Origin of the sequence: Rhodococcus sp. IEGM 1408 (assembly GCF_033142235.1) — a bacterium.
In the GTDB taxonomy this organism is placed as follows: domain Bacteria; phylum Actinomycetota; class Actinomycetes; order Mycobacteriales; family Mycobacteriaceae; genus Dietzia.
On record NZ_JAWLRW010000001.1, the window covers coordinates 373,049 to 399,348 of the forward strand.

The 26,300-nt window shown below is 67.9% G+C and carries 25 protein-coding genes; 7 read left to right on the forward strand and 18 right to left on the reverse strand.

All coding sequences use genetic code 11. The features are described 5' to 3' along the window. Window positions 1–114: 114 nt before the first annotated feature. Together R4P08_RS01790 and R4P08_RS01795 are read left to right on the forward strand one after the other, a co-directional pair. Complete coding sequence (locus R4P08_RS01790) at window positions 115–1,344, forward strand: glycosyltransferase family 4 protein (protein ID WP_317812035.1); 1,230 nt, start codon at window positions 115–117, stop codon at window positions 1,342–1,344. An 8-nt stretch (window positions 1,345–1,352) separates the two neighbouring features. Further along, window positions 1,353–2,321 carry an LCP family protein gene (locus R4P08_RS01795; RefSeq protein ID WP_317812036.1) on the forward strand — a complete coding sequence of 323 codons (969 nt, stop codon included), beginning with the start codon at window positions 1,353–1,355 and terminating at the stop codon, window positions 2,319–2,321. Window positions 2,322–2,349: 28 nt separating this feature from the next. Here the strand turns inward: R4P08_RS01795 and R4P08_RS01800 are convergent, their stop codons facing one another. After that, complete coding sequence (locus R4P08_RS01800) at window positions 2,350–3,501, reverse strand: diguanylate cyclase (protein ID WP_317812037.1); 1,152 nt, start codon at window positions 3,499–3,501, stop codon at window positions 2,350–2,352. 234 nt (window positions 3,502–3,735) lie between these two features. On the opposite strand from R4P08_RS01800, the gene R4P08_RS01805 reads away from it, so the two are divergent. Next, window positions 3,736–4,449, forward strand: coding sequence for a hypothetical protein (locus tag R4P08_RS01805; RefSeq protein WP_317812038.1), 714 nt, complete (start codon window positions 3,736–3,738; stop codon window positions 4,447–4,449). Window positions 4,450–4,453: 4 nt separating this feature from the next. Continuing rightward, window positions 4,454–6,622 carry an Rv1355c family protein gene (locus R4P08_RS01810; RefSeq protein WP_317812039.1) on the forward strand — a complete coding sequence of 723 codons (2,169 nt, stop codon included), beginning with the start codon at window positions 4,454–4,456 and terminating at the stop codon, window positions 6,620–6,622. Window positions 6,623–6,643: 21 nt separating this feature from the next. Here the strand turns inward: R4P08_RS01810 and R4P08_RS01815 are convergent, their stop codons facing one another. The 3 genes from R4P08_RS01815 to R4P08_RS01825 form a co-directional block, all read right to left on the reverse strand. Beyond that, a complete protein-coding gene (locus R4P08_RS01815) occupies window positions 6,644–8,008 on the reverse strand; it encodes a sugar transferase (RefSeq protein ID WP_317812040.1) in 1,365 nt (454 codons plus the stop codon). Then, complete coding sequence (locus tag R4P08_RS01820) at window positions 8,005–9,033, reverse strand: SDR family oxidoreductase (protein ID WP_317812041.1); 1,029 nt, start codon at window positions 9,031–9,033, stop codon at window positions 8,005–8,007. The genes R4P08_RS01815 and R4P08_RS01820 overlap by 4 nt, the downstream gene beginning before the upstream one ends. Before the next feature lie 203 nt (window positions 9,034–9,236). Further along, entirely contained in the window at window positions 9,237–10,490 is a 1,254-nt protein-coding gene (locus tag R4P08_RS01825; protein ID WP_317812042.1) for an EAL domain-containing protein, read from the reverse strand. Window positions 10,491–10,756: 266 nt separating this feature from the next. On the opposite strand from R4P08_RS01825, the gene R4P08_RS01830 reads away from it, so the two are divergent. Then, the gene (locus tag R4P08_RS01830; protein WP_317812043.1) at window positions 10,757–11,560 is read left to right on the forward strand and encodes an adenylate/guanylate cyclase domain-containing protein; all 804 of its coding nucleotides are present in this window, start codon (window positions 10,757–10,759) and stop codon (window positions 11,558–11,560) included. A gap of 67 nt (window positions 11,561–11,627) precedes the next feature. Here R4P08_RS01830 and R4P08_RS01835 read toward each other — a convergent pair whose 3' ends face one another. The 9 genes from R4P08_RS01835 to zapE form a co-directional block, all read right to left on the reverse strand. Then, window positions 11,628–13,145, reverse strand: a complete 1,518-nt coding sequence (locus tag R4P08_RS01835) for a UDP-N-acetylmuramoyl-L-alanyl-D-glutamate--2,6-diaminopimelate ligase (RefSeq protein ID WP_317812044.1) — start codon at window positions 13,143–13,145, stop codon at window positions 11,628–11,630. Beyond that, on the reverse strand, window positions 13,138–13,308 hold the full coding sequence (locus tag R4P08_RS01840; RefSeq protein ID WP_317812045.1) for a hypothetical protein: 171 nt from the start codon (window positions 13,306–13,308) through the stop codon (window positions 13,138–13,140). The genes R4P08_RS01835 and R4P08_RS01840 overlap by 8 nt, the downstream gene beginning before the upstream one ends. 211 nt (window positions 13,309–13,519) lie before the next feature. Then, window positions 13,520–14,752, reverse strand: a complete 1,233-nt coding sequence (lhgO, locus tag R4P08_RS01845) for an L-2-hydroxyglutarate oxidase (RefSeq protein WP_317812046.1) — start codon at window positions 14,750–14,752, stop codon at window positions 13,520–13,522. A gap of 500 nt (window positions 14,753–15,252) precedes the next feature. Next, the gene (locus tag R4P08_RS01850) at window positions 15,253–15,837 is read right to left on the reverse strand and encodes a GNAT family N-acetyltransferase (protein WP_317812047.1); all 585 of its coding nucleotides are present in this window, start codon (window positions 15,835–15,837) and stop codon (window positions 15,253–15,255) included. Between the two features lie 124 nt (window positions 15,838–15,961). Beyond that, window positions 15,962–16,297: a hypothetical protein gene (locus R4P08_RS01855; RefSeq protein WP_317812048.1), complete on the reverse strand. Its 336-nt coding sequence runs from the start codon at window positions 16,295–16,297 to the stop codon at window positions 15,962–15,964. A gap of 432 nt (window positions 16,298–16,729) precedes the next feature. Then, window positions 16,730–18,058: a cytosine permease gene (gene codB / locus R4P08_RS01860; RefSeq protein ID WP_317812241.1), complete on the reverse strand. Its 1,329-nt coding sequence runs from the start codon at window positions 18,056–18,058 to the stop codon at window positions 16,730–16,732. After that, the gene (locus tag R4P08_RS01865; protein WP_317812049.1) at window positions 18,028–18,486 is read right to left on the reverse strand and encodes a nucleoside deaminase; all 459 of its coding nucleotides are present in this window, start codon (window positions 18,484–18,486) and stop codon (window positions 18,028–18,030) included. The genes codB and R4P08_RS01865 overlap by 31 nt, the downstream gene beginning before the upstream one ends. A gap of 194 nt (window positions 18,487–18,680) precedes the next feature. Next, window positions 18,681–19,481: a metal-dependent hydrolase gene (locus R4P08_RS01870; protein WP_317812242.1), complete on the reverse strand. Its 801-nt coding sequence runs from the start codon at window positions 19,479–19,481 to the stop codon at window positions 18,681–18,683. 344 nt (window positions 19,482–19,825) lie between these two features. Continuing rightward, entirely contained in the window at window positions 19,826–20,692 is an 867-nt protein-coding gene (gene zapE / locus R4P08_RS01875) for a cell division protein ZapE (RefSeq protein WP_317812243.1), read from the reverse strand. A 115-nt stretch (window positions 20,693–20,807) separates the two neighbouring features. Between zapE and R4P08_RS01880 the strand changes: the two genes are divergently transcribed. Together R4P08_RS01880 and R4P08_RS01885 are read left to right on the forward strand one after the other, a co-directional pair. Beyond that, entirely contained in the window at window positions 20,808–21,311 is a 504-nt protein-coding gene (locus R4P08_RS01880; protein WP_317812050.1) for a TetR family transcriptional regulator, read from the forward strand. A 32-nt stretch (window positions 21,312–21,343) separates the two neighbouring features. Continuing rightward, window positions 21,344–22,024, forward strand: coding sequence for a class I SAM-dependent methyltransferase (locus R4P08_RS01885; protein WP_317812051.1), 681 nt, complete (start codon window positions 21,344–21,346; stop codon window positions 22,022–22,024). 19 nt (window positions 22,025–22,043) lie between these two features. Here the strand turns inward: R4P08_RS01885 and dnaB are convergent, their stop codons facing one another. From dnaB to R4P08_RS01910, 5 genes are all read right to left on the reverse strand, one after another. Beyond that, window positions 22,044–23,831 carry a replicative DNA helicase gene (gene dnaB / locus R4P08_RS01890; protein WP_411741134.1) on the reverse strand — a complete coding sequence of 596 codons (1,788 nt, stop codon included), beginning with the start codon at window positions 23,829–23,831 and terminating at the stop codon, window positions 22,044–22,046. Between the two features lie 518 nt (window positions 23,832–24,349). Further along, window positions 24,350–24,802 carry a 50S ribosomal protein L9 gene (rplI, locus tag R4P08_RS01895; RefSeq protein WP_317812053.1) on the reverse strand — a complete coding sequence of 151 codons (453 nt, stop codon included), beginning with the start codon at window positions 24,800–24,802 and terminating at the stop codon, window positions 24,350–24,352. A 129-nt stretch (window positions 24,803–24,931) separates the two neighbouring features. Then, entirely contained in the window at window positions 24,932–25,510 is a 579-nt protein-coding gene (locus R4P08_RS01900; RefSeq protein WP_317812054.1) for a single-stranded DNA-binding protein, read from the reverse strand. A 91-nt stretch (window positions 25,511–25,601) separates the two neighbouring features. Continuing rightward, window positions 25,602–25,889, reverse strand: a complete 288-nt coding sequence (gene rpsF / locus R4P08_RS01905) for a 30S ribosomal protein S6 (RefSeq protein WP_317812055.1) — start codon at window positions 25,887–25,889, stop codon at window positions 25,602–25,604. A 141-nt stretch (window positions 25,890–26,030) separates the two neighbouring features. After that, entirely contained in the window at window positions 26,031–26,288 is a 258-nt protein-coding gene (locus tag R4P08_RS01910; protein WP_317812056.1) for a LuxR C-terminal-related transcriptional regulator, read from the reverse strand. Between the last annotated feature and the right edge of the window lie 12 nt (window positions 26,289–26,300).

Here is a 26,300-nt window from a genome sequence, read left to right on the forward strand (position 1 = left end):
TGATAGGCCTCTTATCTGAAGCTGGGAATGTTCACCTCGGTCTTAACCGAGGTGGCCCAGACCACCTCAGGGGGCTACCCGACAATGTCACGCCGGATCGCGATAGTCAGCGCCGTGAACCCGTACCCATCGGACGCGGGGAAGAAGGTCGTGCTCGCCGGACTCCTGGAGTATTTCGCGCACCGCCACGGGGCGGATTCCGTGCACTACATCCACGTGGGCCCGATGGGGGATACATTTCCCACGGCCGTGACCACGGTGTCGGGTCCCCGGACCCACGAGGCGATGTGGCAGGTCCTCACCCGCACGACCACCGGGCGGGCCAGTCTGCAGGAGTCGCTCCTGCGCTCCCCTCGGACCGGCGCCGAGATCCGTCATGCTCTCGGACGATTGCGGCCGGACGTGATCGTCTACGACACCCTCCGTATGGCGCAGTACGCCGGGGAGACGGGGGCGACGCAGCAGATCTGTTATCTCGACGACCTGTTCTCCGAGCGGTACTCCACCATGCTTCGGACAGCCGCCCAGTATCCCGAGATCGACATCGCGCCGCTGGGGAACTTCGCCGCGTTCGTACCGTCGCTGCTCCGCCCGATCGCCGGACACCGCCGCGGGTGGCAGACCCTGCTGGCCGTGGAACGACGACTGGTCCGGCGTGGCGAGGACCGCATGCCCCACCGACTCGACCGCGCTCTACTCATCAGCGAACCCGAGGCGCGCACACTACGCGCCCGGACGGGGCTGGGCGACGACCGGATAATGTCGGTCCCGCCCCTACTCCGTGAGCCGGCGAGGCGCCCTCGCCGGCCGTCCGAAGACCCCACCTACGTGTTCCTGGGACAGCTTTCGCTCCCGCACAATGACGACGGGCTACGTTCGTTCCTCGGCGTCGTGTGGCCGCTGGTCCTCGCCGCCGAGCCCAGAGCACGGCTCCGGATCATCGGCCGCTCGCCGAGGGACGGGCTGACGGAGGCCGCAGCAGCGCACGGCGACTCGGTCTTCTTCGAGGGATTCGTCCCGGACCTCGGGGAAGCACTGGGCTCCGCCACAGCGATGGTCAACCACCTGCGTTTCGGCTCCGGGATCAAGTTGAAGGTGATCGAAGCGCTCGGCCACGCCCTACCCGTGGTCTCCACGCCCATCGGTGCGCACGGCATCGACAGCGGCGACGGGTCCGGACTACTGGTCGGCGAGACCCCGGAGAGCTTTGCCAGTCACCTGCTCTCGCTCACCGACGCGACACGAAACGCCGAGTACTCCGAGGCGGCCCTGTCCCACTTCACCCGGGCGTACGCCCGCGACGCGGTGATGGCGAGCTACGACCGGGCCTTCGCGGCCGCGTAGGAACAGCCATGTCCCGGATGGTGTCCAATGTCCTGGGAACAGTCATGACGCTGGTGGCGCTCGGTGGCCTGGCCGTGGGGGGGATCCAGCAGCTCGAGAACCGGGTGGATCACGGAGTCACGCGGGTCGACGCCGCCTTTCCCCCGGAGAGCACCCGGCCGCCACCGGAACCGGAGGAACTGACGGTTCTCCTCCTCGGACAGGACTGGCATCCCGAGACGCAGGAACACGGCCGGAGTGACGCGGTGATACTCCTTCGGGTGCCCGCGCATCGCTCCTCGGTGATGGCCGTGTCGATCCCGCGGGACTCCTGGGTGCCACTGCCGGGCCATGGTGAGGGGAAGATCAACGCGGCACTGGTCCTGGGCGGCCCAGCCCTGGCGGTCTCCGCCGTGGAGGAACTGACCGGGATCCGGATCGACCACGTGATGCTGATCGACGGAGACGGCTTCGGCACACTGACCGACGTGGTGGGCGGGGTCACCGTGGACATCCCTGAGACGGTCTATGACAACGCTCGCGACATCACATGGGTGGCGGGACCACACCACCTGGACGGCGCCAGGGCACTCGAGTACGTCGGTCAGCGATACGGACTGCCCAATGGTGACCTGGACCGGGTACGTAGACATCAGAACTTTCTCCGAGCGCTCCTGACCGAGTTCGTCGGGAACGCCATGCCAGAAGATCCACTCGCCCTGTACGGGCTGGTCGACGCCATGTCCAACTCGATCGTGCTCGACGACGAGTGGAGCATCGACGAGCTCCGGGAACTCGCGGCATCCCTCCGCTACCTCGAACCCCCGGACCTGACCTTCACGACCGCACCCGTGTCCGGGCTGGATCAGGTGGGGGGACAGAGTGTGGTCCGTCTGGACCCAGTGCGCGGCGACGAGCTGTGGACGGCGATGCGACAGGACTGGGCCGCGGACTGGGTCCGTCAGCAAGGCGTCGCGTTGTCCGGGCCCGTGGCCTGATCGCTGCGATCCGTCCCGCACGTCCCGCTTACCGGGCTCGTACCTGCCGGTCGCGTCCGCGACCCAGGAGCGCCCGGAGCCCCACGTTGCCCGAGAGGTCCACCAGCTCACTCGGCAGCTCGGCGGGAAGTCCGGGGCGCCAGCGGACCGTGGGCGCGGTCTGCATCACCACACGGTCCCGGCCGTGATCCTTGGCCAGGTACACGGTGCGATCGGCTTGCCAGGTGAGCGCGTCGATGATCTCCGAGATGTTGGAGTGCCCCTCGCGAGCGCGCTCGATCGGGGCGTATACCGCACCCACGCTCACGGTAACCTGATCCCCCGCCGCGACGGCCGCGCGGATGCGCGCTGCCTTGGCACTCATGTCCGCGACGCTGTCCACGCCGCACAGGACCACGAACTCCTCGCCGCCGATCCGGCTGACCAGGCTCTGGGACGGGGCGGCCGCCGCGATAGCTCGCACCGTGTCCACGAGCACCTTGTCGCCCGCAGCATGGCCGCGGCTGTCGTTGACGGCCTTGAAATGGTCGATGTCGATGAGCAGGAAACCGGCCGCCTGGCCGTTCCGGGTACAGCGGTCGAAGACACGGGCATGACGCTGGATCAGACCGCGTCGGTTCAACGCACCCGTCAGCGGATCGATCTGGCCGAGCTTGGCCACCTTCTCCACCGCGAACTCCAACGAGCTCCGCAGGACCGCCACCATGAAGACCGGCATACAGATGGTGAGGACCGACGCACCTGCGGCGACCAACCGGGCGGTGTTGGACGCCGACCAGTAGACGGAGAGGACCACGGCGATCAGGATCGCAACCGTGGTGAACAGGGTCGTGACCCGCCTCGTCGAGGCCATCGCGGCGATCGCCGGGATGGCGGACAGCAGCGCGACGATCGCTCTCGCGGCCGCCGGGTCGGTCACCAGGAACGCCGAGACCGCGACGCCGATCATCCCGCCGAATCCGATTACCACGAACTGCCGGTCGCTCAACCTGCCAGCACGCAACGTGTAGGCGAAGGAGGCGATGGTGAACAGCCACACCCCGACAAGAGCCGGCATCCCCCCGGCTCGGATGAACTCCGGACTCCCGAAGGCAAAGAGCGGCAAGACGAACGCCCCGCTGGTACTCACGAGGACGGCAGCGGACCTAGCGTCGAACCGTTCCCAGACCGGACCCCCCATAAACGGATCGTAGTCGGGATCGTGCGCAATTGGCGTCCGCACGTCTCGGCCCCGATCACCACGCATTCGTCGAACAGGGTGGTCACAGCGGCGCTTCACCATCCGGGAGGGAATGGCCGGGGGTAGCATTCCCTTCATCTCCACTGATCCTTTGTGGCGGTGGAGTTTTGCCGTTCCCCTCACCCCGCCCCTAGTGCGGGTCGCCATCCCGGCTGGCCGGATCAAGGAGATCTCATGTCTGAATCGCGGCCCGTCTCGTCCGCCCGTCCCCCGGCATCGGAGACCCGCCCGATGGCGCGGGAGAACGGGATCTCCCTGGTCCTCTCCACGCCATCAGCCGCGCCGGAACTCTGGCGCGGGTACCTGGACGGTGCCCGCGACAGTTACGCCGAGCACGGGGTGTCGGCAGCGCTGCCGTACGCCGAGGTGGTCGACGGTGCGAGCACGATGCTGTTCTTCGCCGCGGTGGACGCGCGCGGCTCGGTGGTCGGCGGGGTCCGCGCGCAGGGCCCCTACCGGAGCCACCACGAGTCGCACGCACTCCTCGAGTGGGCGGGGCAGCCCGGCGTGAATCAGGTCGCCGATTCCATCGGCCAACGCCTGTCCGACGGGGTCGTGGAGATGAAGACCGCCTGGACCGCCTCGGGCCCCGACGCCGCCACCGTTGCCGCCCTCCTGCCCCGGACGGCGCTGCCCACCATGGTCCTCACCGGGGTTCGCTACCTCATGGCCACCGCCGCCGATCATGTCCTGCGTCGGTGGGAGGTCTCCGGCGGGCGGGTCGCCGAGCAGATCCCCCCGGCGCCCTACCCGAACGCCAAGTACCGGACGAATCTCATGTGGTGGGACCGCGAGCGACTTCACCTCGATGCCCATCCCGACGTGCACCGGGAGATGCTCCGGGACGTCGCCGCGGTCACCAGCGGCGCCGGGTCCTCGGAGGGCTGAGCCGGTGCACGGGGAGGCTGCGTCACATTCCGCCGAGGTGCTCGACGAGCGCGAGCCCGCGCAGGCAGTACGCCTCGCGCAGCTCCGCGACGCCGGCGCGCTCGTACTGGACCACTCGGCGAGCCAGATCGAGGCGCTCACCGCGCTCGCCGAACCGTTCGACGGCGACCCGACCGATACCCGATGGGTGCACTACCCGTGGCGATCGACCCTGGTCAGGCTGCTCGCTCCCGCTGGCTTCCGACGCCTCCGGCTCGACCGGAACCGGAACAAGATCACCAACGACGAGCAGCAGCGCGCGGGCGCCCTGAGCATCGGCGTGGTGGGGCTGAGTGTCGGCCACGCCGTCGCCCACACGCTCGCCCTCGAGGGATTGTGCGGCAGGCTCCGGCTGGCCGATTTCGACCACCTGGAGCTGTCCAACCTCAACCGCGTGCCGGCGACCGTGTTCGACCTCGGGGTGAACAAGGCGGTGGTCGCCGCCCGGCGGATCGCCGAACTCGACCCGTACCTCGTGGTGGAGGTCGAACCCCGGGGCATCACCGAGGACACCCTCGGCGCTTTCCTCGACGGCCTGGACCTGGTGGCCGAGGAGTGCGACTCCTTCGACGCCAAGGTGCTGGTGCGGGACCGCGCCCGGGCGGCCGGGATCCCGGTGATCATGGAGACGAGCGACGGCGGGGTGCTCGACGTGGAGCGGTTCGACCTGGAACCCGGTCGGCCCCTCTTCCACGGGCTGGTGGGCGACCTCGACCGCGACGCGTTGGCCCGGTTGACCACCGAGCAGAAACTCCCCTTCGCACTGGAGATCCTCGACGGCTCCGCGATCACCCCGCGCATGGCCGCCTCAGCTCTGGAACTCGGGAGGACGCTCTCCGCCTGGCCGCAGACCGGTGGCGACGTCGCACTGGGCGGGGCGAGCGTCGCCGCGGCGGTTCGGCGGCTGGTCCGGCGTCAACCGCTCCCCTCCGGCCGCATCCGGGTGGACCTCGACGTCGCGCTCGATGGTCTCGGATCCAGCGACCACTCCACCACTGCGGGACCCCGGGCGAGCGGCTCGGCACCGCCCGTGCCAGCGCGCCCGCACGTCGATCCCCGTCAGGCCGCGCGCGGCACGGGTGCGGTCAACACCGTGCTCCACGCCGCCTCGCGGGCGCCGTCGCTCGGGAACATGCAGCCCTGGCGCTTCCGCCTGGTGGACGCGTCTCTCGAGGTGCGCCCGGCGCCGGTCGCCGACTCCCCGGTCGACCTCGCTCGGCGCGCGACGATGATCGGGGTCGGGGCGGCCTGGTTCTCCGCCGCCGTCGCAGCCCGCGCCGTCGGGCTGAAGGGTACGACCGGGCTCCGCGGCGACGCGGGCGACCCCCGCGTCGTCGTCGACCTGACGGCCGCGGAGACCGAGGGCGAGGCCGCGTTGCACGCCCTCCTCGCCCGGCACACGTCCCGTGCTCCCGGTGCCGGGTCGCCCCTGACGGTCGCGGAGCTCGACGCCGTCCGTGGCCGCCCGTTGGTCGAGGGCCCGTTGGAGGGACCCCCGCCCCGCGTCGTCCTTCTCCACGACCCCGCAGAGCTCGCCGCTCTCGCCGAGATCCTGGGTCGCGCCGAGCGTCTCCGCTTCCTCACCCCTCGACTCCACGCGGACTGGGTGGCCCTTCATCCCCGCGACCCTGAGCCGGTCGGGGTTCCCGACTCCGAACGCGCACTGGCCCCGCCGCAGGTCCCGCTACAGACGATCTTCCGTCGCCCCGACGTGATGGATCACCTGCGCGAGTGGGACGCCGGGCAAGCCCTCGGCGCCGACGTCGCGGCGCGGGCGGGTTCGGCGTCGGTTGCGGCGGTGATCCTCGCGCCCGATGGTTCCGCGCTCGCCCACCTCGGGTCGGGTTGGGCCGCCACCGATCTCTGGGTACGGGCCAACGGCGCCGGGGTGGCGGTGCACCCGATGACGCCGGTCTTCCTGCACGCCGGGTCCCGGACCGACCTATCGGCGTTGGCGCCGGGCCACTCCGAGGAGCTCACCGACCTCGCAGATCGCTTCCGTGCGCTCACCCGCGCGACCGTGCACGAGGTCCCGGCGGTGCTACTCCTGCTGTCACACGCCCAGTCGTCGTCACACGCTCCGGCGCCCGGGCCGGTGAGCCTGCGTCGTCCCGTCGAGGACCTCACCGACTGACGCCGACCGCGGGTGGCCGACTCAGGAGCCGGTCCTCGCCACCACGGCCCTGACGGTCAGCAGCAGGATCTTGATGTCCAACCACACCGACCAGTTCTGGATGTAGAAGTTGTCGTAGAGCGCACGGTCCCCGATGCTCGTGTCGCCGCGGAGACCGTTGATCGCCGCCCACCCGGTGAGCCCGACCTTGACCCGGTGGCGGTCCCCGTAGGAGGGGAAGGTGCGGGCGAACTGCTCGACGAAGTGCGGGCGCTCCGGCCTCGGACCCACCAGGGACATGTCCCCGCGGACGACGTTCCACAGCTGGGGAAGCTCGTCTATCGAGGTCGCGCGGAGGAAGCGCCCGACCGGGCCGATCCGGTCCTCGGGATGCCAGTCGGTGTCGGAATCCGTGGCTTTGACCGGGCGCATCGAGCGGAACTTGTAGAGCATGAACTCGCGCCCGTCGCGGCCCACCCGGACCTGACGGAACAGGATCGGCGCCCCGCGGCCGGACACGCTCACGGCCAGCGCGCAGAGGGCGAGCAGCGGAGAGAGCAGGATGAGCGCGGTGCCGGCCACCGCGATGTCAAACACCCTCTTGAACTGCCAGTACCAGGTCCGATAGATGTGCCTCCGCACCCGGATGAGCGGGATGGTGTGGATCCGGTCCATGTCCGAGTTCATGTGCACGAACTCGAACAGGCGGGGGACGAGGAAGATCTCGCAGTCGAGTTGATCGCACTGGCGCAGCGCGGAGACCAGCGCCGAGTCCGGGCGGTTCCGGAACGCCACGATCACCGTCTGGGCATCGAGGTCCACCACCACTTCCCGCAGCGGTCGGTCGAGAATCGGCACGGGCAGACGGTCGGCGCCCAGCAGCGGGTCGGCGTCGATCACCGCCACCGGCTCGAGGCCGAGTTCGGGGAACCGTTGGATGCTGTCGAGCAACTCCGAGGCCACCAGTCCGCCGCCCACGATGACGGTCCGGCGCCGAGCTGACGGGGACAGCCGACGACGACGGATGACGGCGTAGTAGAGGACGCGGATCGCGAAGAGGGCCGCGAAGATGCAGGCCGCCATCTCGAGGAGGTCCCCGATCGGGTCCTGGCCCCCGCGGGCGAACTCCACCACCAGCGAGCCGACGAGTGCGGCCCCGGCGAGCCGCGGCGCGTCGTTGAGCGCGGACAGGGTGATGAGGGAGCGGTAGTTCCCCGATATCTCGACGGTCAGCACCACGGCCAGCGCGGCCGCCACCGCCGCCCACACGTTCTCCAGCAGAACGGCCATCACGGCGGTGAACACCACCGTGTCCAGCAGCGCCAGGAAGAAGTCGGCGCGACGCCGGGAGAAGCGGAGGTTTCTGTGGGGAGGCGTCGTGACGACCTCCGCGCTCTGCACGGTCATACCAGCGCCTCCTGCCGGCGGATTTCGTCGTTGAGCTCCTCGGTCTCCCGCATCGTGCTCAGGTGGTTCCGGCGGCTGAAGCGCGAGAAGAAGGTCTCGGCGTCCAGCCCGGACTCGGCGTAGGCGCGATGCAGCTCGACCACACCGTCCGCGATCCCCCACCGGGCCTCGAAACCGACGGCTCGACGGATCGCCTCGAAGCCGACCCGACAGGGCCTGGGACTGGACGGGTCCGTCCCGGTGGGGCCCAACATCGCGCCCGCGATCTCCTCCACCACCGTGCGCGCGATCTCCGCGCCACTCATCGTGGCAGCCTCGCTGCCCACGTTGAACGCCGCGCAGTCCACCACCTCCGGTCGAGCGGTGAGGCAGAGCAGGAAGGCGTCGGCAGCGTCCCGCACGTGCACCATGGGCCACCTGGTGTCCTCGCCGGCCGGTGCCTGCACCCTTCCGGTGAACACGGCGTCGCCCACCATGTGATTGAGCAGCATGTCGGAGCGGAGCCGGGGAGAGAACCCGAAGGCGGTGGCCAGGCGCAGGAACACCGGGACGAACCCCGGCTCCGCGAGCCCGGCGAGCTCCTCCTCCGCCCGCGCCTTGGACTGCGCATACGGGTTGCACGGGTGCAGCGCGGCGGACTCGTTGACGGGCTCATCCCGCCTCGTCCCGTACACCGAACACGTCGAGGCAAAGAGGAACCGGCCCACCCCGGCCGCCTTGGCAGCGCGGGCCAGTCGCACGGTGGCGAGGTGATTGACGTGGCCGGTGATGTCCCGTACGGCCGCGTCGCGCGGGGGTACGGGGAGGGCCGCGAGATGGACCACCGCGTCGAACCCGGTGAGATCAGACGCGGTGACGTCCCGCAGATCGGTCGCGAGCGTCGGGGGGTCGAGCGGCCCCCGCCCCACCACGCACCCCGCGAACAGCCCCGTGTCCAGACCGGTGACCTCGTGTCCCGCATCGCAGAACACCTCCGCGGTCACGGTCCCCAGGTATCCCTGGTTGCCGGTGATCAGGACTCGCATGAGGAGCCCTCCCCCCGCGACGGACGTGATCCAACCGGAGAGATGCGCGCGGCCCCGGGCCGCATGTCGATTCGCCTGTTCATCGGAGTACCCCACCTACTCGACTTCTGGGCGGACCCCCCACGAACCACGCCCCCAAACTGACATGAGGATATCCTCATTGAGGCGATATGAGAAGGCCTGCCTCGACCTCAGGGGTCCACTCAGGGATTGACGAGGTCGGCCGCCGGCGCGGGGCGCCCGAAGTGGAATCCCTGGGCGTGGGTGAAACCGAGTTCCCGCAGCTGGGGGATCTGATCCTCGTGCTCGATGCCCTCCGCCACCGTCTCGATCCCGAGCGAGCGGGAGATGTCACAGACCGCCCCCACGATGCTCCGGATCGACGGATCCTCACCGACAGCACACACCAGCGAGCGGTCGACCTTGGCCACGCTCACGGGGAGGTCGGCCAGATAGCGCAGTGCGGCGAAGCCGGTCCCGAGGTCGTCGACGCAGATCACGCAACCCAGTTCGGCGAGCGCTTCGATCGTCCGGGTGGCCGGAGACCCGAAATTGATGAGATCCCGTTCCGTGATCTCCACCCAGAGCGTGGACGCGCTGAGGGCCAACTCGTCCAGCACACGCTCGACGTGCGGCAGCAGGAGAGCATCGGACAGTTGCCGGGCGGAGTAGTTGACCGACATGAAGAGAGGTCCGTCGGCGCGCCCCTCGTTCCACCGGGCGGCCTGCCCCAGCGCCACGCGGGTCCCCACTCTGCCGATGGGCAGAATCAGGGACGTCTCCTCGGCGGCGGCGAGGAAGGCCGGAGGAGCGAGCAACTCGCCCTCACTGCGCCACCGAAGAAGGGATTCGTACCCGAGGACCCGGGCGGTCGTGAGGTCGACGATGGGCTGGTAGTGCAACTCGAAGTCGCCGCGGACAGCACGCGCCATCGCAGTGCGCAGCGTCGCTTCCCGACGGGTCTCCGCCACGAGGGAGTCCGTGGCCTCATGGACGAGCACCCCCGACTCCATCGCCACGTGGGCGGCCGCGAATGCGGCATGGACCAGGTCTCCGAGGTCCGTTGTCCCGACCGCCGCCGCCGTGGCCAGCCCCACGCGGGACTGGACGAAGTGCGCTTCGCCGGAGAGCTCCAGGGGCAGCGCGAGGTGGTCCAACAGCGCCGCCACCAGGTCACCCGGGTCGTGGACGTCGGTATCGAACAGGACCACAGGCGCCCGGTCGAGCGGGCCCGGCAGGACGACGGCCCGGTCACCCACAGCGGTCCTGAGCGCGGCCAACCCCGCCGAACCGATCGTCTCGGCCTCGCGGAACCCCCGGGCGGCGATGAGTCCGCCGGAGTGGTCCAGCACCACCAGGATCACTCCGGGCGAGGAAGGGGTGAAGGACCGCCCGTCAGCGGCCAGAGCGGCCAGACCGTCAGCCAGGAAGCCCTCGTCGGATTGCAACTCGGACACACTCACCTCCTCCACCCATCACTCCCGCACCACAGAAGCGGATCGAGTCGACACGACTTCCGGCGGGTTCACATCACAATATGTCTACCGGTTTCCGGTACGTTCGCTCGACCGAGCCACTGGCGTGTTCCCCGCTGCCCTCCGGGCTCGCGCGCAGGTGCGGAGCGGGGCAATGGTCGCGGAGGACGTGGGCTCCCGGTGGCGGTCGCCGGACGAGGAGTGCTGGTCCTCGAGTCGGGCCAGAGTGGTCCGGTTACGCTCTGGACATGGCGAATCCTCGTTGGGCGCAGGCGCGCGTGTCGGCGGCTCGTGTCGCAGCGGGCGCACGGGAGGTCAACCGACACCCCGGGGCGGTCGAGGTGCTGCGCCGCGCCAGGCGGGTCCTGCCCGGGGATTCCGGCTTCGGCGACCCGCTCTCGGCGGCCGGTCGAGACAGCGCGGGGACGATCGCCCGGCTCGCCGGCCGCATGTTCGACGAGCAACCCACCGCATCGCGTGAGTTGACGCTGGGCGGGCTGCAACTGTGGCATTCGCTGCTGGAACGCACGGGTAGAGGGGCCGGCGAGACCGAGGTCACCATCGTGTTCACCGACCTCGTCGGCTTCTCCACCTGGGCCATGCGCGCCGGCGATGAGGACTCGCTGCTGCTGCTCCGCGAGGTCGCCTCGGCCCTCGAGCCCGAGGTGCGCGCGCATCGCGGACACGTGGTCAAACGACTGGGCGACGGACTCATGGCCGTCTTCCCGTCGCCGCAGCTCGCCTTTGACGCGGTCGTCGCCGGTACCGCCGGCGTGGGCGAGGTCATGGTTGCCGGCTGGCAGCCCCGGTTGCGGGCCGGAATCCACACCGGGCACCCGCGCATGATCGGTGGCGACTACCTCGGGGTCGACGTCAACATCGCGGCCAGGCTGGCGGAGAAGGCCGGTTCGGGCGAGATCCTCATCAGCGAGACCACGCTCGCCGGTCTGGACGACTCGCGCGTCGCCGCTCGGCGCAAGAGGGCCTTCCGGCTCGCCAGGATCAAGGGCGTGCCCGACGAGATCGCCGTCTACACGGCGATCCCCCGCTAGCGCGGAATCCCCTACGTTCCACGTGGAACCTGACCGTTTTCCCTAGAGGCGCGCCGACCATCCGATGTCACCGTGCGTCACCGGCCTTCATCGCGGTGAAGATCGCGTGGGTGAGCTGGGCGCGGTCGTCAAAGGAGATCGCATGGTCGCCGTAGCGCTGCACGTGGTCGTTGCCGCGTCCCGTGACCACCACAACGTCAGTCGGGGCGGCGGTGGCCACGGCGAGCTCGAAGGCGCGGGCCCGATCCGGTTCCTCCACGACCCGGGCGTGGCGTGCCCGGCGGGCCCCGGCGAGAACCTCGGCCCGGATCGTGGCGGGGTCCTCGTCGTTCGGACTCTCGTCGGTCACGATCACCACGTCGGCGAAGGAAGCTGCGGAATAGCCGAGTGGGCCGCGCTTGGTGGTGTCGCGGTCGCCGGTCGCCCCGATCACCAGGATGAGCCGACCGCCCGCCAGCGAGTCGAGAAAGGGCAGTAGGACCCGTTGGCCGGATTCGTTGTGCATGTAGTCGACGATCGCGGTGAACGACTGCCCGGCGTGGACAGGCTCGCAGCGTCCCGGTATCCGGCTGAGGGACTCCAGGCCGCACGCGACCGCTGCGGGATCGAGCCCGTCAGCGAGCAGACTCGTCAGCGCTGCGACGGCGTTGGGAACCTGATGCGGCCCCATCACCTGGAGGTGCACGGGAAGAGCACCGAACGGCGTGTGCGCGACGAACCGCGAACCAGCGGAATCGCAGACGATCCCGTCGGCGTAGACGTCGACCGATGGGTCGCGCACCGAGAACCGCCACGTAGGTCGCACCGCGGACGCGGCCAGCCGACGGCCGTATTCGTCGTCGACACAGATCACCGCGGTGTCCGTGCGCTCGGCGGTGAACAGCGACGCCTTGGTCCGGTAGTAGGCCTCCATCGTGCCGTGGTAATCGAGGTGATCGCGCCCGAGGTTGGTGAACGCCATCGTGCGGAACCTCGTGCCGTCGATGCGGCGCTGGTCGACCGCGTGGGAGGACACCTCCATCGCGCAGGCGGTGACGCCGCCGCGACGGAATCGACCGAGCGTCCGCTGCAGGATGGTCGCTTCCGGTGTGGTGCGTACCGGCCGCAGCTCGATACCGGGGCCGCGGATCGTGGCCCCGGAGACCAGGCCGGTGATCTCGCCGGCCGCAGCAAGACCCGCGTCGAGGAAATGCGAGGTACTGGTCTTCCCGTTTGTCCCGGTGACGCCGAAGACCCGCATGTCGCCCGACGGCGAGCCGTGAAACCAGGCGCACAGCGGGCCGCCGATCGCACGGGGGTCGTCGACTATGACGGTGGGCAGAAGCGACGAGGGACGGTCGCTGATCGCCACGACGGCTCCCGCGGCCGCCGCCTGGGCCTGGAAGTCGAGGCCGTGCCAGCGGCTGCCCGGGACGGCGAGATACGCGTCGCCGCCCGAGAGGGTCCTGGAGTCGTCACTGATATCCCGAACCGGCAGCGACCCCGACGCCGGATCACCCACCAACGGGGCGCCCAGGAATCCCGCGAGGTCCGACACCGTCCTCACCACCGCCGGGGCGGTGGGATGCCCGAGCAGGTCAGTCACCGCGCTCCCCGGGAGACGGTGGTGACCCTCCGGCGGAACCGTCGCCGAGCGTCGTCGGTCCGGCCGGATTCACACCCCGTGACGACGACGACGGCGCCACCTCGCCCGCCTTGCCGTTCAGCGCAGCGCAGATGTTCTGCGGCCGCGCGGCGATGGTCGTCACTACCTCCCACCTCTTCCTCCCTGGCACGATCCCGGGCTGCCGGATCCGCCTCGCGGGCCTGTCCGGTCGCTGCGGTGCCATTGGCTGCCGTGCCGGTCGCGGCCGTGCCGTTGGCTGCCGTGCCGACGAGAGTAAGAGGTGGATCAGGCGTGTGCATCCGGTGGCGAGTGAACTCGGGTTGCTCCGGCACTGTCGGGACTGACGGGAACTGTCACCCGGTCCCGTCGACGATGTTGTCCAGTTGCATCCGGTCCACGAGCTCGCGGGCGAGCGCGAGCGAGGACGTCGCGGCGGGCGAGGGCGCGTTGCGGACGTGAAAGGCGCCCGGCGTCTCGCTGATCACAAAGTCGTCGAGGAGGGCGCCGTCGCGGCCAACGGCTTGAGCTCGTACGCCACTCCCCGAGCCGGGGTCGAGTCTCATCGATGCCAGGACGGGCACATAAGCCGCGCAGGCCGACACGAATCGACGTCGGCTCGCGGCCAGCCGGAGCTCAGCGATACCGGTGCGCCAGAACCGCCGTGCAACCTTCCAGGTCCCAGGCCAGGTCAACGTCGCCACCGCGTCACGTGGCCGCACCTTGAGCGCGGAATACCCCTCGCGCGAAGCCACCAGCATCGCGGACGGACCGAGCGAGACGCTCCCGTCGATGTGCCTGGTGACGTGCACTCCCAGGAAGGGTAGGTCGGGGTCGGGCACCGGGTAGACCATTCCGCGCACAACCGGCGCCTGATCCCTGGCCACGTGGAGGTAGGCACCACGGAACGGCAGGATCCGAGGATCGCTCGAGGCGCCGGCCGTCATCGCGAGCCGGTCCGACCACAGCCCGGCGCAGAAGACAGCCCGCGAAGCGCTGAGTCGCCCGCGGTCGGTCTCGAGGACCGACTTATCACCGATGCGGCTGACAGTTGCCACCTCGTGGCCGAGCGCGAAGTCGACGCCCCTGGTCCGCAGCTCACGCTCCAGCGCGCGCGACACCTCTGCATAGTCGACGATGCCGGTGTCGGCCGAGTGGAGAGCAGCGATCCCGCGGGCCTCGGGCTCGATCTCGCGGATCTCCTCGGCCGTCACCCGTCTGAGTCCCGTGACCCCATTGGCGCGGCCACGCGCCTCGAGTTCCCAAAGCCCGGGGAGTTCGTGCTCGTGCAGTGCGACGATCAGCTTGCCGCACCGCTCGTAGGGGATGTCATGGGCGTCGCAGTATTCGTACATCAGGCGGGATCCCTCGACGCACAGGCGGGCCTTGAGCGAGCCGGGGGCGTAGTAGATGCCGCTATGGATCACGCCGGAGTTGTGACCGGTCTGGTGCGTTGCGACCTCCGACTCCTTGTCGATCACCAGGACTCGCAGGTCGGGCCGCCGCATTACTATCTCGCGAGCGACGGCGAGGCCGACGATCCCTGCACCCACCACGGCAACGTGGTGATCCTCTGCCGTCACGCCCATGTCTACTCCCCCGCCTTCGTAGTCATACCTCGGAGAGCGAGGACGAGTCGGGAGGATAGAGGACTTTCCAGGTGTCCGTGAGCGGGCCCTTGCCCGGCGCCTCCAGCTCTGTCCGCTACTTCCGTCTGCCGCGATTCCTCGTTCACGTGACCCTCCCTGTAGGTGCTGATCGCCGAGTCGCATCCGTGGGTGAGGAAAGAGTCCCAGTTACGCCCGGCGCTCGTGGTGGACCTCACTCTTTTCGTTCGCCCCCATCCCAATTGGCGATCGCTCTATCGCGACATGCCTCAGCCGGGTCTCGATAGCGCCGGAACTGGGGGCCCACGCGTAACCGATCGCGGCGAAGACGCACCTTCACACCCGGAGCTCACGCTCCACGGTTGTTCCGCCCCGTTCTTCCATGGCGTTCCCGGGACCTCGGAGGGGCGAACGAGAGCGACATATGTACTGGTCAGGGGGCTTCCGTCCTTACACTCGTTCTTCGCGCGGCCATAAGTCAGCTACGTCTCTTGTAAGAGTTGGCGTCTCATCACGATCCGCGGGTAGCCCGCCGCCACGGACGCCGTATCAGCCACCTTGGTGAAGCCCGCATGCTCGAACAGGGCGCGGAATCCGACGAAGGCCATGGTCAGATCCACTTTTCCGGCACCGTTGTCGACGGGGACCGCCTCGACAGCGGGGGCTCCGTGCTCGCGAGCGAACTCGACCGCTCCCGCGACGAGCTGGTGGGCTATCCCCCTGCCCCGATACCCGGGCCGCACCCGGACACAGAAGATGGACCACACCGGCTGCGAGTCCACGGTCGGCACCACCCGCGACCGCGCGACCGGAAGTTCGCGGCGCGGGGCGACCCCCGCCCACCCCACGGGCTCGTCCCCGAGGTAGGCGAGCACGCCCGGCGCGACGTCCCGACCGCACAGTTCGCGCACGTAGTCTCCACGAGCGGGCCCGACCAGAGCGGCGTTGGTCTTGGAGTCGAGGCGATGACTCAGACACCAGCAGACCGAGGCGTCCGGGTTCTTCTTGGGTCCCAGGAGGACTGCCACGTCGTCGAACCGTTCGGCGGGGCGTACCTCGATCATCATCGCGCCCTCTTCCGGCCGACCAAACCGACGACGTAGGCAGGGGTGTTCTTCGCGACCATCCTCACAAACCGAGTGCTCGGGTGTCTATCCCGACGACGGGCCACCTCCCGCGTGCCCCGCCGGGCTACCGGGCTGCCGCCCGGTTCACGGTGGCGAGGACCTTGGCGAAGCCTGCAAGGAAGTCGTTGCTCTGCCGGGCGGCCTGGTGCTCGAGGAGCCCGGTAGCCAGCGCTCTCGACACCACCGAGACGTCGTCTCCCGCGTCCAGGTGCCCCAACCCGGTCCCCGCCGCGGCGGCCTGCCCTTCGTGGAATGCGAGGTCGGGAAGGATCGAATGAAGGGCTCGGGTGAGCTCACCGACGCCCCGATCCTCGATGATCGGGGTCACGGACACCCGAAAGTTCTCGAACTGGTCCTGCGAAGCCTCGAGGTTCTGGCGAAGGCTGGAGATGTCAGACATGGGCCCCTACATCGTGATCGGTGAGTGAACTTGCTGCGTACGTCCGAGGTTCATGGTCCCGTGTGGGCGGCCCCCGTTCGGGTCGACACGCGCCGGCAGGTGATCTGGGGGCGGACGATCAGGCCCCCGCGGTGGCGGCGGCCCTCACCTCACACTTCTCGGCGCATGCAGGCCCGCGGCCACTGATCCAGACCGCGGGCGTTCTCCTCGGCGCGGATCGCCCTGAGGCCAGGGGTCTCCTCGTCCTGGGCAAGGTAGCGAGAGAGTCTGAGCCTCGACTGGTGTGAAGAACTCGTCGTCGTCGGCCAGTTGCGCGGCGATCCCGAGTCCCTCGCCGTACCAGACGGCGGAGGGATTGACTCGGGACGCGAGGGTGAGCTGGTTCAGACCAACAGCAAGGTCCTGAACGCGGCGTCAGTGCCTGACAGGACCTCACGCCACGGCATCTCGGGGCCCTTTGGTGAGCACCCGGCTGATGACGTAGCTGGCCACCGACGCGATCCCGATGCCGATGACCGGCGGGATGCCCCACTCGAGTTGCGCTGAGAGCCAGGCCGAGAAGCTGGCAGCGACATAAATCGTCAGGTTCGCCACATTGACCCCTGGAAGATCGGCGCCTTCGGCCATGCCCTTACGCCAACGGCCCAGGAAGTCGCCGATGATCACGCCGCCCAGCGGTGGGATGAAGATGCCGAGCAGCGCCAGGTAGTCGACGAGATGGTCCTGGACGCCCACCAGTGCCAGCACCGTGCCGATCACTGATCCTCCTACGATGAAGGGGATCTTGGTGGGCTTGTGGAACAGCTCGGCCCCTGCGACACCGAAGGCATAAGCGGTGTCGGCATTGCTCTTCCACAGGTTCCCGAAGAGGAGGAAAAGGCCCCAGCCGACCAGGCCGAGTTGGAAGAGCACGAGCACGAAGTCGCCTTCGCCATAAGTGATCGCACCGATTGCTCCAAATAGGATCATCGCCCCGTTCCCGATCAGGAAGCCGATCAGGGAGGCCCAGACGGCCTGAGCGCCGGTCCGCCCGAAGCGAGTCCAGTTTGGAGCCTGGGTGCCGGCCGAGACGAAGGTGCCGACGACGGTGGTGACCGCTACTGCGGTGGTCATCGACGTCGATGGCTCGATGGCGGCCAACCCAGACCAGCCACCGACCTCGTTGAGGGAACGGGAAGTGACCCAGAGAGCGAGGACGATGATGAGCGGGGTTGAGATGAGCGAGATCCAGTACATCCCGCGGTAGCCGTAACAGGCGGTGGCACACATCAATACGCTGGCCACGATCATGACCGCAGCCCTGGCCGGGTACGAGTCCCACTCGAGGGCTTGGGCGGTGAGGCTGCCGATCGTGCCGATGATCACGCCGTACCAGCCGATCTGCGTGCCCCCGAGGAGTACGGAAGCCAGCTTCGCGCCCTTGGTGCCCAGGCTGTAGCGCGCCATTACGACTGTGGTCAGCCCGGTGCGGCTGCCGATCCAACCGAGCGCAGCGACGTAGGCACCGAGCACGGCCGAGCCGATCAGGATTACCAGGAGTAGGTCTGGCAACGAGAACGCTCGTCCGAGCGTGGCACCGGCGAGCATCGTCGGTGTGAAGATGGTGAAACCCAGCAGCACGACGGCCAGGGAGAAGAACGACTTCCGGGCATGGGCCGGGACCGGGGTGATCGGGTAGTCAGGGTCGACCGCGGGCTCGCTGTCGTCAGAGGAGACCTGACGCGTGGTGGTCAGGAGACTTCCCCGATGTCCTCGGCCCAGACCTCGGGCCGCTCGTGGAGCATCTTCGTCATCAACGCCCGGCATTCCGGGTCATCGAGGACGTCCACGACGATCCCGCGTGAACGGAGCCAGCCCTCGGAGGTCTCGAAGGACCGATTCTCGCCCACCACGATGCGGGGGATGTCGTAGAGCACTGCGGTTCCGGCGCACATGAAGCACGGGGAGAGTGTCGTGTAGAGCACGCTGTTGCGGTAGATCTCGGCCGGCAGTCGACCGGCTCGCTCGATGCAGTCGGTCTCGCCGTGTCGGATGGCGCTGTCCATCTGGACGCGGCGATTCCGTCCCACTGCGAGAACCTCGTCGTCGTGGACGAGAACTGCTCCGATGGGCACTCCCCCTTCCTCCCAGCCGATCTTGGCCTGTTCGATGGCCAGGTCGAGATACTTGCGGTCGTTGTTCGCTGTCATCACGGGTGACTTCTTCCTCCGGGCGAGAGTGGTGCGACCCACAACCCTAACCTCGGCCTTTCACGGGCCGGCGAGTAAGGCAATCCGTGTCGGCCGACAACGAAATCCAGTGATGAACGGACCGGTTCCGGACGAGGTACCGATGAGATTGCCGTCGAATCCGATGCTCGGCTTTCGGGACGATTAGTCGTTACTCAGATGACGGTGCCGGCCACCCAGGGCGCGCCGATCAGGTGTGGCGCCCGCACCACGCAGTAGGCCAGAACCACCGTGACGGCGGTACAGGCAACGGCCAACAATTTGTCCATGCCAGCGCCTGCGCGGATCCGCAGCGGTCCCGGCAAGCGGAAGTTCCACCATCGCTTGCCTCCGATGCTGACGACACCGCCGAGTAGAGGCACACCCCGCTTAGTGATCATGTCGCCGAGGATGTGCACCACGACACCAGCAGTGACAGCTGCGCCGAGCGCTGCACTGCCAGCCGAAGCTGGCAGTGCGAACCACACTGCTACCGCAAGCGCCAACGAGAGTCCGGTGACGTAGACCCAATCCTGCTTCTTGGCCCAGTTCGGTGCCAGGCCGCGGATCGCCAGGCCAAGCATGAAGAACAGCACCCCGATCGCGCTGTTCTTGCCGTACGCCGAGACGAGGGCGGCGGTGCCGGCACCCGCAAGGAGTGCGAACCACAACGTGTGGGTCGCGGTGCGGTGCCCGTTGTTGATCCGGGCGTCTTTGCGAGTCATCGTCAGCTTGTAGATGGTCTTCGAGACGCTCTCAGTGATGTGAGCGAGGGCCTTCGAGACCAGCCCGAAGCTGCGAGCCAGCGTGCCCTGCGCCGTATCGAGGTCCGGAAGAAGCGCCGCTCCGGCAGTGACACCGGCAAACACGAACACCTCGGTCGCCGAGGTGGCCCCGCCCCATTCCACGGGGAGAAAAGCCCCGATAGCCAGCCCCGCGCCGGCGCCGCTCATCGCGTGCGTAGGTCCCATAACCATGTGCAGCACACCTTACTGTCCACCGAAACTCGCCTCCGGATCCGGAGGAGATGTCCTCAACCAGAGCGGCTACGCCAACGATGGAATCTATCTTCAGTCGACCCGATGGCCAGTGACTGGCGAACTCTGACCCTGATCTCACGACGCCACTTACCGGGCCTCCTGGCCGACCTTGCACTGACAACCCAGCGGCAATTTACTGACACCGAAAGTGGCGGGCTGACAACTTGTTCGGCAACCGACACGACGCCGTGTCCGCCAGTGGTACGACATTTTCCCGGTCGCGGCCCGCGGTGTAAACGAATGCGCTGTCCGCCACACGTGGGGCCTGATCGGCCAGAGCGTCAGTGATGAGAGGCGCGCAGGCTGCGCAAACGGCTGACGGTTCTGGCGACATCTAGTGGTGGAAACGCCGAGGCGGCCAGGTCGTCGGGCGTTCCCGGGGAATGGATCGTCAGCGGGGCATCAACGTCGTACGCGACGTCAACGAGGTTGGCCAGGCGCTGCCCTGGTTCCCGACCGATTTGTGCAGGGTGCGGAACGTCATGGATGACAAGAGGGCTTCGGTCAGCGAGGAGGGTGAGGTAGTCACTGGTCGACCACGGCAGCTCGCAGAGCGCGGCGAAGGTCGTCTCTATTGTTCGCGTTCCCATTGGCTGCGACAGGACAGGCAGGCTTCGGTTTCCCAGCGTGAGTGATGAGGTCGAGGGCTTGTGCGAGAGGGGCGGTAACCATCCTCCCGCCGTGAAGCCCTTCTCGCTGCCGGTCGCGGTGGCGCGGTGGTCGATGCCCTCATCGAGATCAATCACTGCGAACCTCGACCGAATGAGACTTATAACCGGCTCGGCCGCGGCATGTAGGAGGGAGTTTGGCAGAAGCTCTTCGGGCACATAGTTCGACGTGGCAATCACTCGTACCCGATGCGCGCACCACCAGGTCAACGCACGATGTAGGTAGATCGCATCGGCGACATCGTGGACGTGAAACTCGTCAAAGAACACTGCACGAGCCCGACCTGTCAGTGCTCGTACCGTTGTCTCCAGGTCGCGCCCATGTCCGGGTAGTTCAGCGTGGACCGCGCGGAAGAACTCGGCGCAGTGCCACCGCACCGATTCTGGCGCCTCGCTATGGGCCGAGTCGAGCAATGTCGTCTTCCCACTACCAGGGGGCCCGTAGACATAGACGTGGTCGCGGCCGCCCATCGAAACCATCACAGTGTGCTGGCGTGCGGTGAGCTCGATAGCGCCAGCCGATCGGGTCCCCGCCGAAGGTGTCCACACACCTGAGACTCTAGCTTCCTAGAGGGTCTGACGGTAGGCTGGGCTAGTGCCCGAGCGACTATCCAGACGTGACCAGATCTGTCAGGCCGCTATCGCGCTGGCTGCCCGAGGCGGAAGCCATGCCCTCACCCACCAGGCGATTGACGCAGAGCTCGGCATAGCCAAAGGATCGACCTCGTACTACTACCGCACCCGCGCCGCGCTCATTGCCGGCGTCGCCGAGTTCCTCGCTGCGCAGTCGCGTGCGGTGTTCCACGACCTCTTGGCCCGGCACGCAGGGGAGGACCCCGACACCGTGATCGACACCTACCTTGCGCACCTTGCCGCCTCCCGGCGAGACCACGTCCGCGCGCGACTCGCCCTGGCCCTGGACGCCGATTGCGGAGTGGAACAGCGGACTGGGCTCGCTGAGTGCCTCTTCTCCCTCGAAGGCGCGGTGGCACTGCTGCGCTCGCGAGCGCACCCGCAACCTGAAGTCGGCGCATCTGACCTACTTGACCGCCTCGAAGGACACATTCTGCGCAAGCTGATTCTCGCTGACCCGGCATGAACAGGCGGTCGCGCAAACCGAGTAACGCAGGCGTGGTGCATTCGGCGTATTCCGCCCGCGCACACGAGTACATCGACCTGCTCGGCAACATCGACACGACGGCACCTGAGGACCGAGCGATGGTTGCCTTCTGGGCTCGCGGCTGCACAGGACGCGTAGTCGACATCGGATGCGGTCCCGGACACTGGACCGCCTACCTGGCAGGGCTTGGCGTCACTGCCGAAGGAATCGACCCGGTGCCAGAGTTCATCGACCACGCACAGCGCACCTACCCGAAGGTGCCCTTTCGACAAGGAACCGTCGGCGATTTGAGCGACCTCCCGTACCCCCTGGGTGGAGTCTTCTCCTGGTACTCGCTGATCCACCTAGACCCCGCGGACGTGCCCGAAGCGCTGGCGACGATGCGTGGGGCCCTGGCACCAAGAGGTCGTCTACTGCTTGCGTTCTTCGATGGAGACAGAATCGAGGAGTTCACCCATGCAGTGGCACCCGCCTTCTACTGGCCCCTGGACACGATGATCAACACCGTCCACCGTGCAGGGTTCACAGTGACCCATCGGGAACATCGACTCGATCCCGGGCAGCGGCCGCACGCTGCGCTGTTTGCAGTCGTGGATAGGGACCCGACGGCCGCCTACCGCCCTGGTGATCGGCTGAGCCACAGCCAGGTACAGGGCTCCGGCGGCGACTTCGACGCACACCATCGCGGGTGAACTGCTGGCGCCACTGCAGCTACAGCCCCCGCGCCATGTCCACGAACCGCGAGTAGTGGAGCTGGTGCGCCACGGTGATGGTGGAGGTCGGCCCGCCACGGTGCTTACCGAGGATCAGGTCGGCCTCGCCGGCGCGCGGGTCGTCGCGCTCGATGGAATCGGGCCGGTGGAGGAGCATGACGATGTCGGCGTCCTGCTCCAGGGAGCCGGACTCACGGAGGTCGGAGACCTGGGGTCGCTTGTCTGTGCGCTGCTCGGGGCCACGGTTCAGCTGCGAGATCGCGATCAGCGGCACGTCGAGTTCCTTGGCCAACAGCTTGAGCTGGCGGGAGAACTCCGAGACCTCCTGCTGACGCGACTCGACCTTCTTGCCCGAGGACATCAGCTGCAGGTAGTCCACCACGATCAGCCGCAGGTCGTGCTTCTGCTTGAGCCGGCGGGCCTTGGCGCGGATCTCCATCATGGTGAGGTTGGGCGAGTCGTCGATGAACAACGGCGCCTCGGAGATCTCGCCCATCCGCCGGGCCATCCGCGTCCAGTCCTCGTCGGTCATCTTGCCGGACTTCATGTCGGACAGCTTGACGCGAGCCTCGGCGCTCATCAGACGCATCACGATCTCGGTCTTGCTCATCTCCAGCGAGAACAACACCGAGGTGAGCCCGTTCTTGATCGAGCACGAGCGCATGATGTCGAGCCCGATGGTCGAGTTGTGCGTGGGGATCGCGGCGGGCCCGGCGAGGTACAGGTGATCGGGGGCGGCTACCTCGATGCACCTGACCGGAACGCTCTCAGCCACACGCACGTCGATGATCAACCGCTCGGGCCGGCCGGAGCCCGGATTCTCGGGAACCACCATCCCGAAGTCGTTCACCAGCATCAGCGTCTCGAGTGACTTGGTGGTGACGACCTGCTGCGTCCCGCCCATCTCGATGCGCCACTCGTGCTCGGCGTCGGCCACGATCTCCGCGCCGTCGTTGAACCGCACGGTGAAGCACGGTCGGTCCTGCCACACCTCGGTGACGGCCACGACGTCGGTCGGCTGCCCGTCGGCGCCCAGGACCCGGTCCCCGACGGCTACCTCGCCCATGGTGGTCTGGCCGTCCGGCGTCGGGAGCACGGTGTCCAGCGCCAGCGCTTTTCCGACACCGGGGCGGGCGGCGATGATGATCATCTGCCCGCCGTGCAGCCCGTTGGTGATGGCGTCGAGGTCGGCGAAGCCCGTGGGCACGCCGTGGCTCAGGCCGCCGGCGGTGTGGATGGCGTCGATCTCGTCCATCGTGGGCTGCAGGAGCTCCTCGATGATCACGTAGTCCTCGGTGGTCCGACGCTCGGTGACCTCGTAGATCTCCGCCTGCGCCCGGTCCACGACCTCGGCGACGTCGGCCCCCTCGGACCCCGAGTAGCCGAACTGGACGATCCGTGTCCCGGCGTCGACCAGACGGCGCAGGATCGCCTTCTCCGACACGATCTTCGCGTAGTAGCCGGCGTTGGCGGCGGTGGGCACGGTCGAGATCAGAGTGTGGAGGTACGGAGCCCCGCCGGCACGACGGAGATCGCCCCGGCGTTCCAGCTCTGCCGAGACCGTGACGGCGTCCGCGGGCTCACCGCGCGCGTACAGGTCCAGGACGACGTCGTAGATCGCCTGGTGCGCGGGTTTGTAGAAGTCCCCGGGCTGGATCTCCTCCACCACGTCCGCGATGGCGTCCTTGCTCAGCAGCATGCCGCCGAGCACGGACTGCTCCGCGGTGAGATCCTGCGGTGGAGTCCGGCCGAACTCGGTGCTGCCACCCTCGTCCGGCGGCGGCATCGCACTGGGACCGCTATATCCCCCTTGCGCCATGGCTTCCTCTCTCCGCTCCACGCCTCACGCGTGTCGTGCTCGCCGGGCCGCCCCGCCAGTCCGCGCGACCCCACCACTGTAGGGCACCGCCGCGACACGCCCGGCTGTCGGACACCGAGTTATCCACAGGCTTATCCACAATCGCTGGTCGGCTTCTGTGGACAACTGTGGATGAATGATTGTTACGCAGGGCCGATACCCGTCTCACTGTGGACAACCGGTGGAAAGTCCAGGCGAATTTGAGCATAACCGCTGGTCACCGGTATCTTCGCAGGTCAGCGGGCCGGTGGAGTACTCCGGTTACCATGCCGACATCGGCATCGTCCTGGATAACGAAAGATGAACGGGGACTCGTCCGGACCCGACATCCGTGTAATTAGCTTGTGCTGTTATCCACAGCCCGTCCACAACTCGGCGGGTGTGTCCCCGCTCCCACGACGAGGGCCCCGGTCGTCGTGGTGACGACCGGGGCCCAACGCGAGCGATCAGGCGGGAACGACCTCGACCGCGACGCGCGCGGTGGTGTCATGTCCCAGGTCGACGACGACGCTGTGGGCGCCGGTCGACTTGATGTGCTCAGCAGGCATCTGAACCGAACGCTTGTCGAGCGCCGGTCCACCGGCGGACTTGATCGCGGAGGCGACGTCGCCCGCGGTGACCGAGCCGAACAGCTTGCCGGTATCAGAGGTCTTGACGGGGACCTTGACGTCAGCGAGCGACTCAAGCTTCTGCTTGAGCTCGTTGGCGTGGTCCGCGTCGCGCACCTCACGGGCGTCGCGCGCCCGCTTGATGGAGTCGATCTGGCGCTCGGCGCCCGGGGTGGCCGTGATGGCCAACCCGCGCGGGAGCAGGAAGTTACGACCGTATCCGCCCTTGACCTCGACGATGTCGCCCGGAACTCCGAGCTTGTCGACGTCGGCGGTGAGGATCAGCTTCATGATCCGTCTACCTTTCTTTCCTCCGACGAGCCGACCAGGGCCAGACTCTCGCGAGGTCATGTCTTAATGCTTATGGGGCGGGGCGCTCAGCGCACCCCGAGGGGCACTTGCCCCGGAGATCAGAACTGGTCAGAACGGGGGCTCGTCGTCCATGCCGCCGAAGCCACCGGAACCGCCGGCCTGCGGGGCGCTGCCCCACGGGTCGTCGTTCTGCTGACCACGGCTCTGACCCTGGCCGCCACTGAAGCCACCCTGGGCCTGGCCGCCGGACTGGAATCCGCCGCCCTGCTGACCGCCGCCTTGCTGACCTCCGCCCTGGGAACCGCCCCCGCCGCCCTCGCGGTTGGTGCGGGTCACCTTGGCGGTGGCGTACTTCAGCGACGGGCCGACCTCGTCGACCTCCACCTCGTAGACCGTGCGCTTCTCGCCCTCACGGGTTTCGTACGACCGCTGGCGTAGACGTCCGGTCACGACGACGCGCATCCCCTTCTGCAGGGACTCCGCCACGTTCTCGGCAGCCTGGCGCCAGACGTTGCAGGTGAGGAACAGGCCTTCGCCGTCCTCCCACTGATTGGTCTGGGAGTTGAAGCGGCGTGGCGTCGAGGCGATCCGGAAGTTCGCCACCGCGGCACCCGACGGCGTGAACCGGAGCTCGGGGTCCGCGACGATGTTCCCGACCACGGTGATGGGGGTGTCGCCCTGTGCCATGCGCTTGTCCTCCGTGTTGAAGCTGAGGTGGATAGTGATCGGCTAGTCGACCGACCGCGCCCAGGTTACCGGGGCAGCCGGCGACTCCGGGTCACTTGTCGGCGCGGAGCACCTTGGTGCGGACGACGCTCTCGTTCAGACCGAGCTGACGATCCAGCTCCTTGACCGCGTCCGGGTTGGACTTGATCTGGACGACGGCATAAATGCCCTCGGTCTGCTTGTTGATCTCGTAGGCAAAGCGGCGCTTTCCCCAGACATCGACCTTGTCGACCGAACCGCCCTCTTGCCGGATCACGTTAAGGAACGTGTCCAGCGACGGCGCCACGGTGCGCTCGTCGAGACTCGGATCGAGGATGACCATTACTTCGTATTGACGCATGGGACCTCATCACCTCCTGTGGACTACAGATTCGGCCACGGAATTTCCGTGGCAGGAGGGTCGTTGCGTCAGCAACCCGGTAAGGCTACCCCGCATGAGCTCGGTGAACGAAATCAGGAGAGGTCCGACCACCGGGCCCGGTCACAGGTCATCGAGCCGGATGTACCCGTCCTCGACCGCCCGGAGCAGCAGCCGCACCTTGGTTCTGGCCGGCCGGCCCACCGCGTCGTACTTGGACCGCACCCGCTGGATGTAGGTGCTGACGGTGGAATCGGCGAGGAACAGTCGTTCGGTGACCTCCCGCTTGCTGTCCGAGGCGAGCCAGGCGATCAGCACCTCGACCTCGCGGTCGCTCAGGGCCGGCCGCTCCGCGGCGTGCGATTGGATTGTTGATGTCACTGCGTCCTCCGT

Bases quoted from the DNA above. Each gene is read 5' to 3' on its own strand.
- lhgO (WP_317812046.1), bottom strand. From the start codon at position 14,752: ATGGGCGTGACGGCAGAGGATCACCACGTTGCCGTGGTGGGTGCAGGG.
- zapE (WP_317812243.1), bottom strand. From the start codon at position 20,692: ATGGTTTCGATGGGCGGCCGCGACCACGTCTATGTCTACGGGCCCCCT.
- R4P08_RS01850 (WP_317812047.1), bottom strand. From the start codon at position 15,837: ATGATGATCGAGGTACGCCCCGCCGAACGGTTCGACGACGTGGCAGTC.
- R4P08_RS01830 (WP_317812043.1), top strand. From the start codon at position 10,757: ATGGCGAATCCTCGTTGGGCGCAGGCGCGCGTGTCGGCGGCTCGTGTC.
- R4P08_RS01815 (WP_317812040.1), bottom strand. From the start codon at position 8,008: ATGACCGTGCAGAGCGCGGAGGTCGTCACGACGCCTCCCCACAGAAAC.
- R4P08_RS01865 (WP_317812049.1), bottom strand. From the start codon at position 18,486: ATGACAGCGAACAACGACCGCAAGTATCTCGACCTGGCCATCGAACAG.
- R4P08_RS01795 (WP_317812036.1), top strand. From the start codon at position 1,353: ATGTCCCGGATGGTGTCCAATGTCCTGGGAACAGTCATGACGCTGGTG.
- R4P08_RS01820 (WP_317812041.1), bottom strand. From the start codon at position 9,033: ATGCGAGTCCTGATCACCGGCAACCAGGGATACCTGGGGACCGTGACC.
- rpsF (WP_317812055.1), bottom strand. From the start codon at position 25,889: ATGCGTCAATACGAAGTAATGGTCATCCTCGATCCGAGTCTCGACGAG.
- R4P08_RS01900 (WP_317812054.1), bottom strand. From the start codon at position 25,510: ATGGCACAGGGCGACACCCCCATCACCGTGGTCGGGAACATCGTCGCG.
- R4P08_RS01805 (WP_317812038.1), top strand. From the start codon at position 3,736: ATGTCTGAATCGCGGCCCGTCTCGTCCGCCCGTCCCCCGGCATCGGAG.
- dnaB (WP_411741134.1), bottom strand. From the start codon at position 23,831: ATGCCGCCGCCGGACGAGGGTGGCAGCACCGAGTTCGGCCGGACTCCA.
- R4P08_RS01800 (WP_317812037.1), bottom strand. From the start codon at position 3,501: ATGGGGGGTCCGGTCTGGGAACGGTTCGACGCTAGGTCCGCTGCCGTC.
- R4P08_RS01855 (WP_317812048.1), bottom strand. From the start codon at position 16,297: ATGTCTGACATCTCCAGCCTTCGCCAGAACCTCGAGGCTTCGCAGGAC.
- rplI (WP_317812053.1), bottom strand. From the start codon at position 24,802: ATGAAGCTGATCCTCACCGCCGACGTCGACAAGCTCGGAGTTCCGGGC.
- R4P08_RS01870 (WP_317812242.1), bottom strand. From the start codon at position 19,481: ATGGTTATGGGACCTACGCACGCGATGAGCGGCGCCGGCGCGGGGCTG.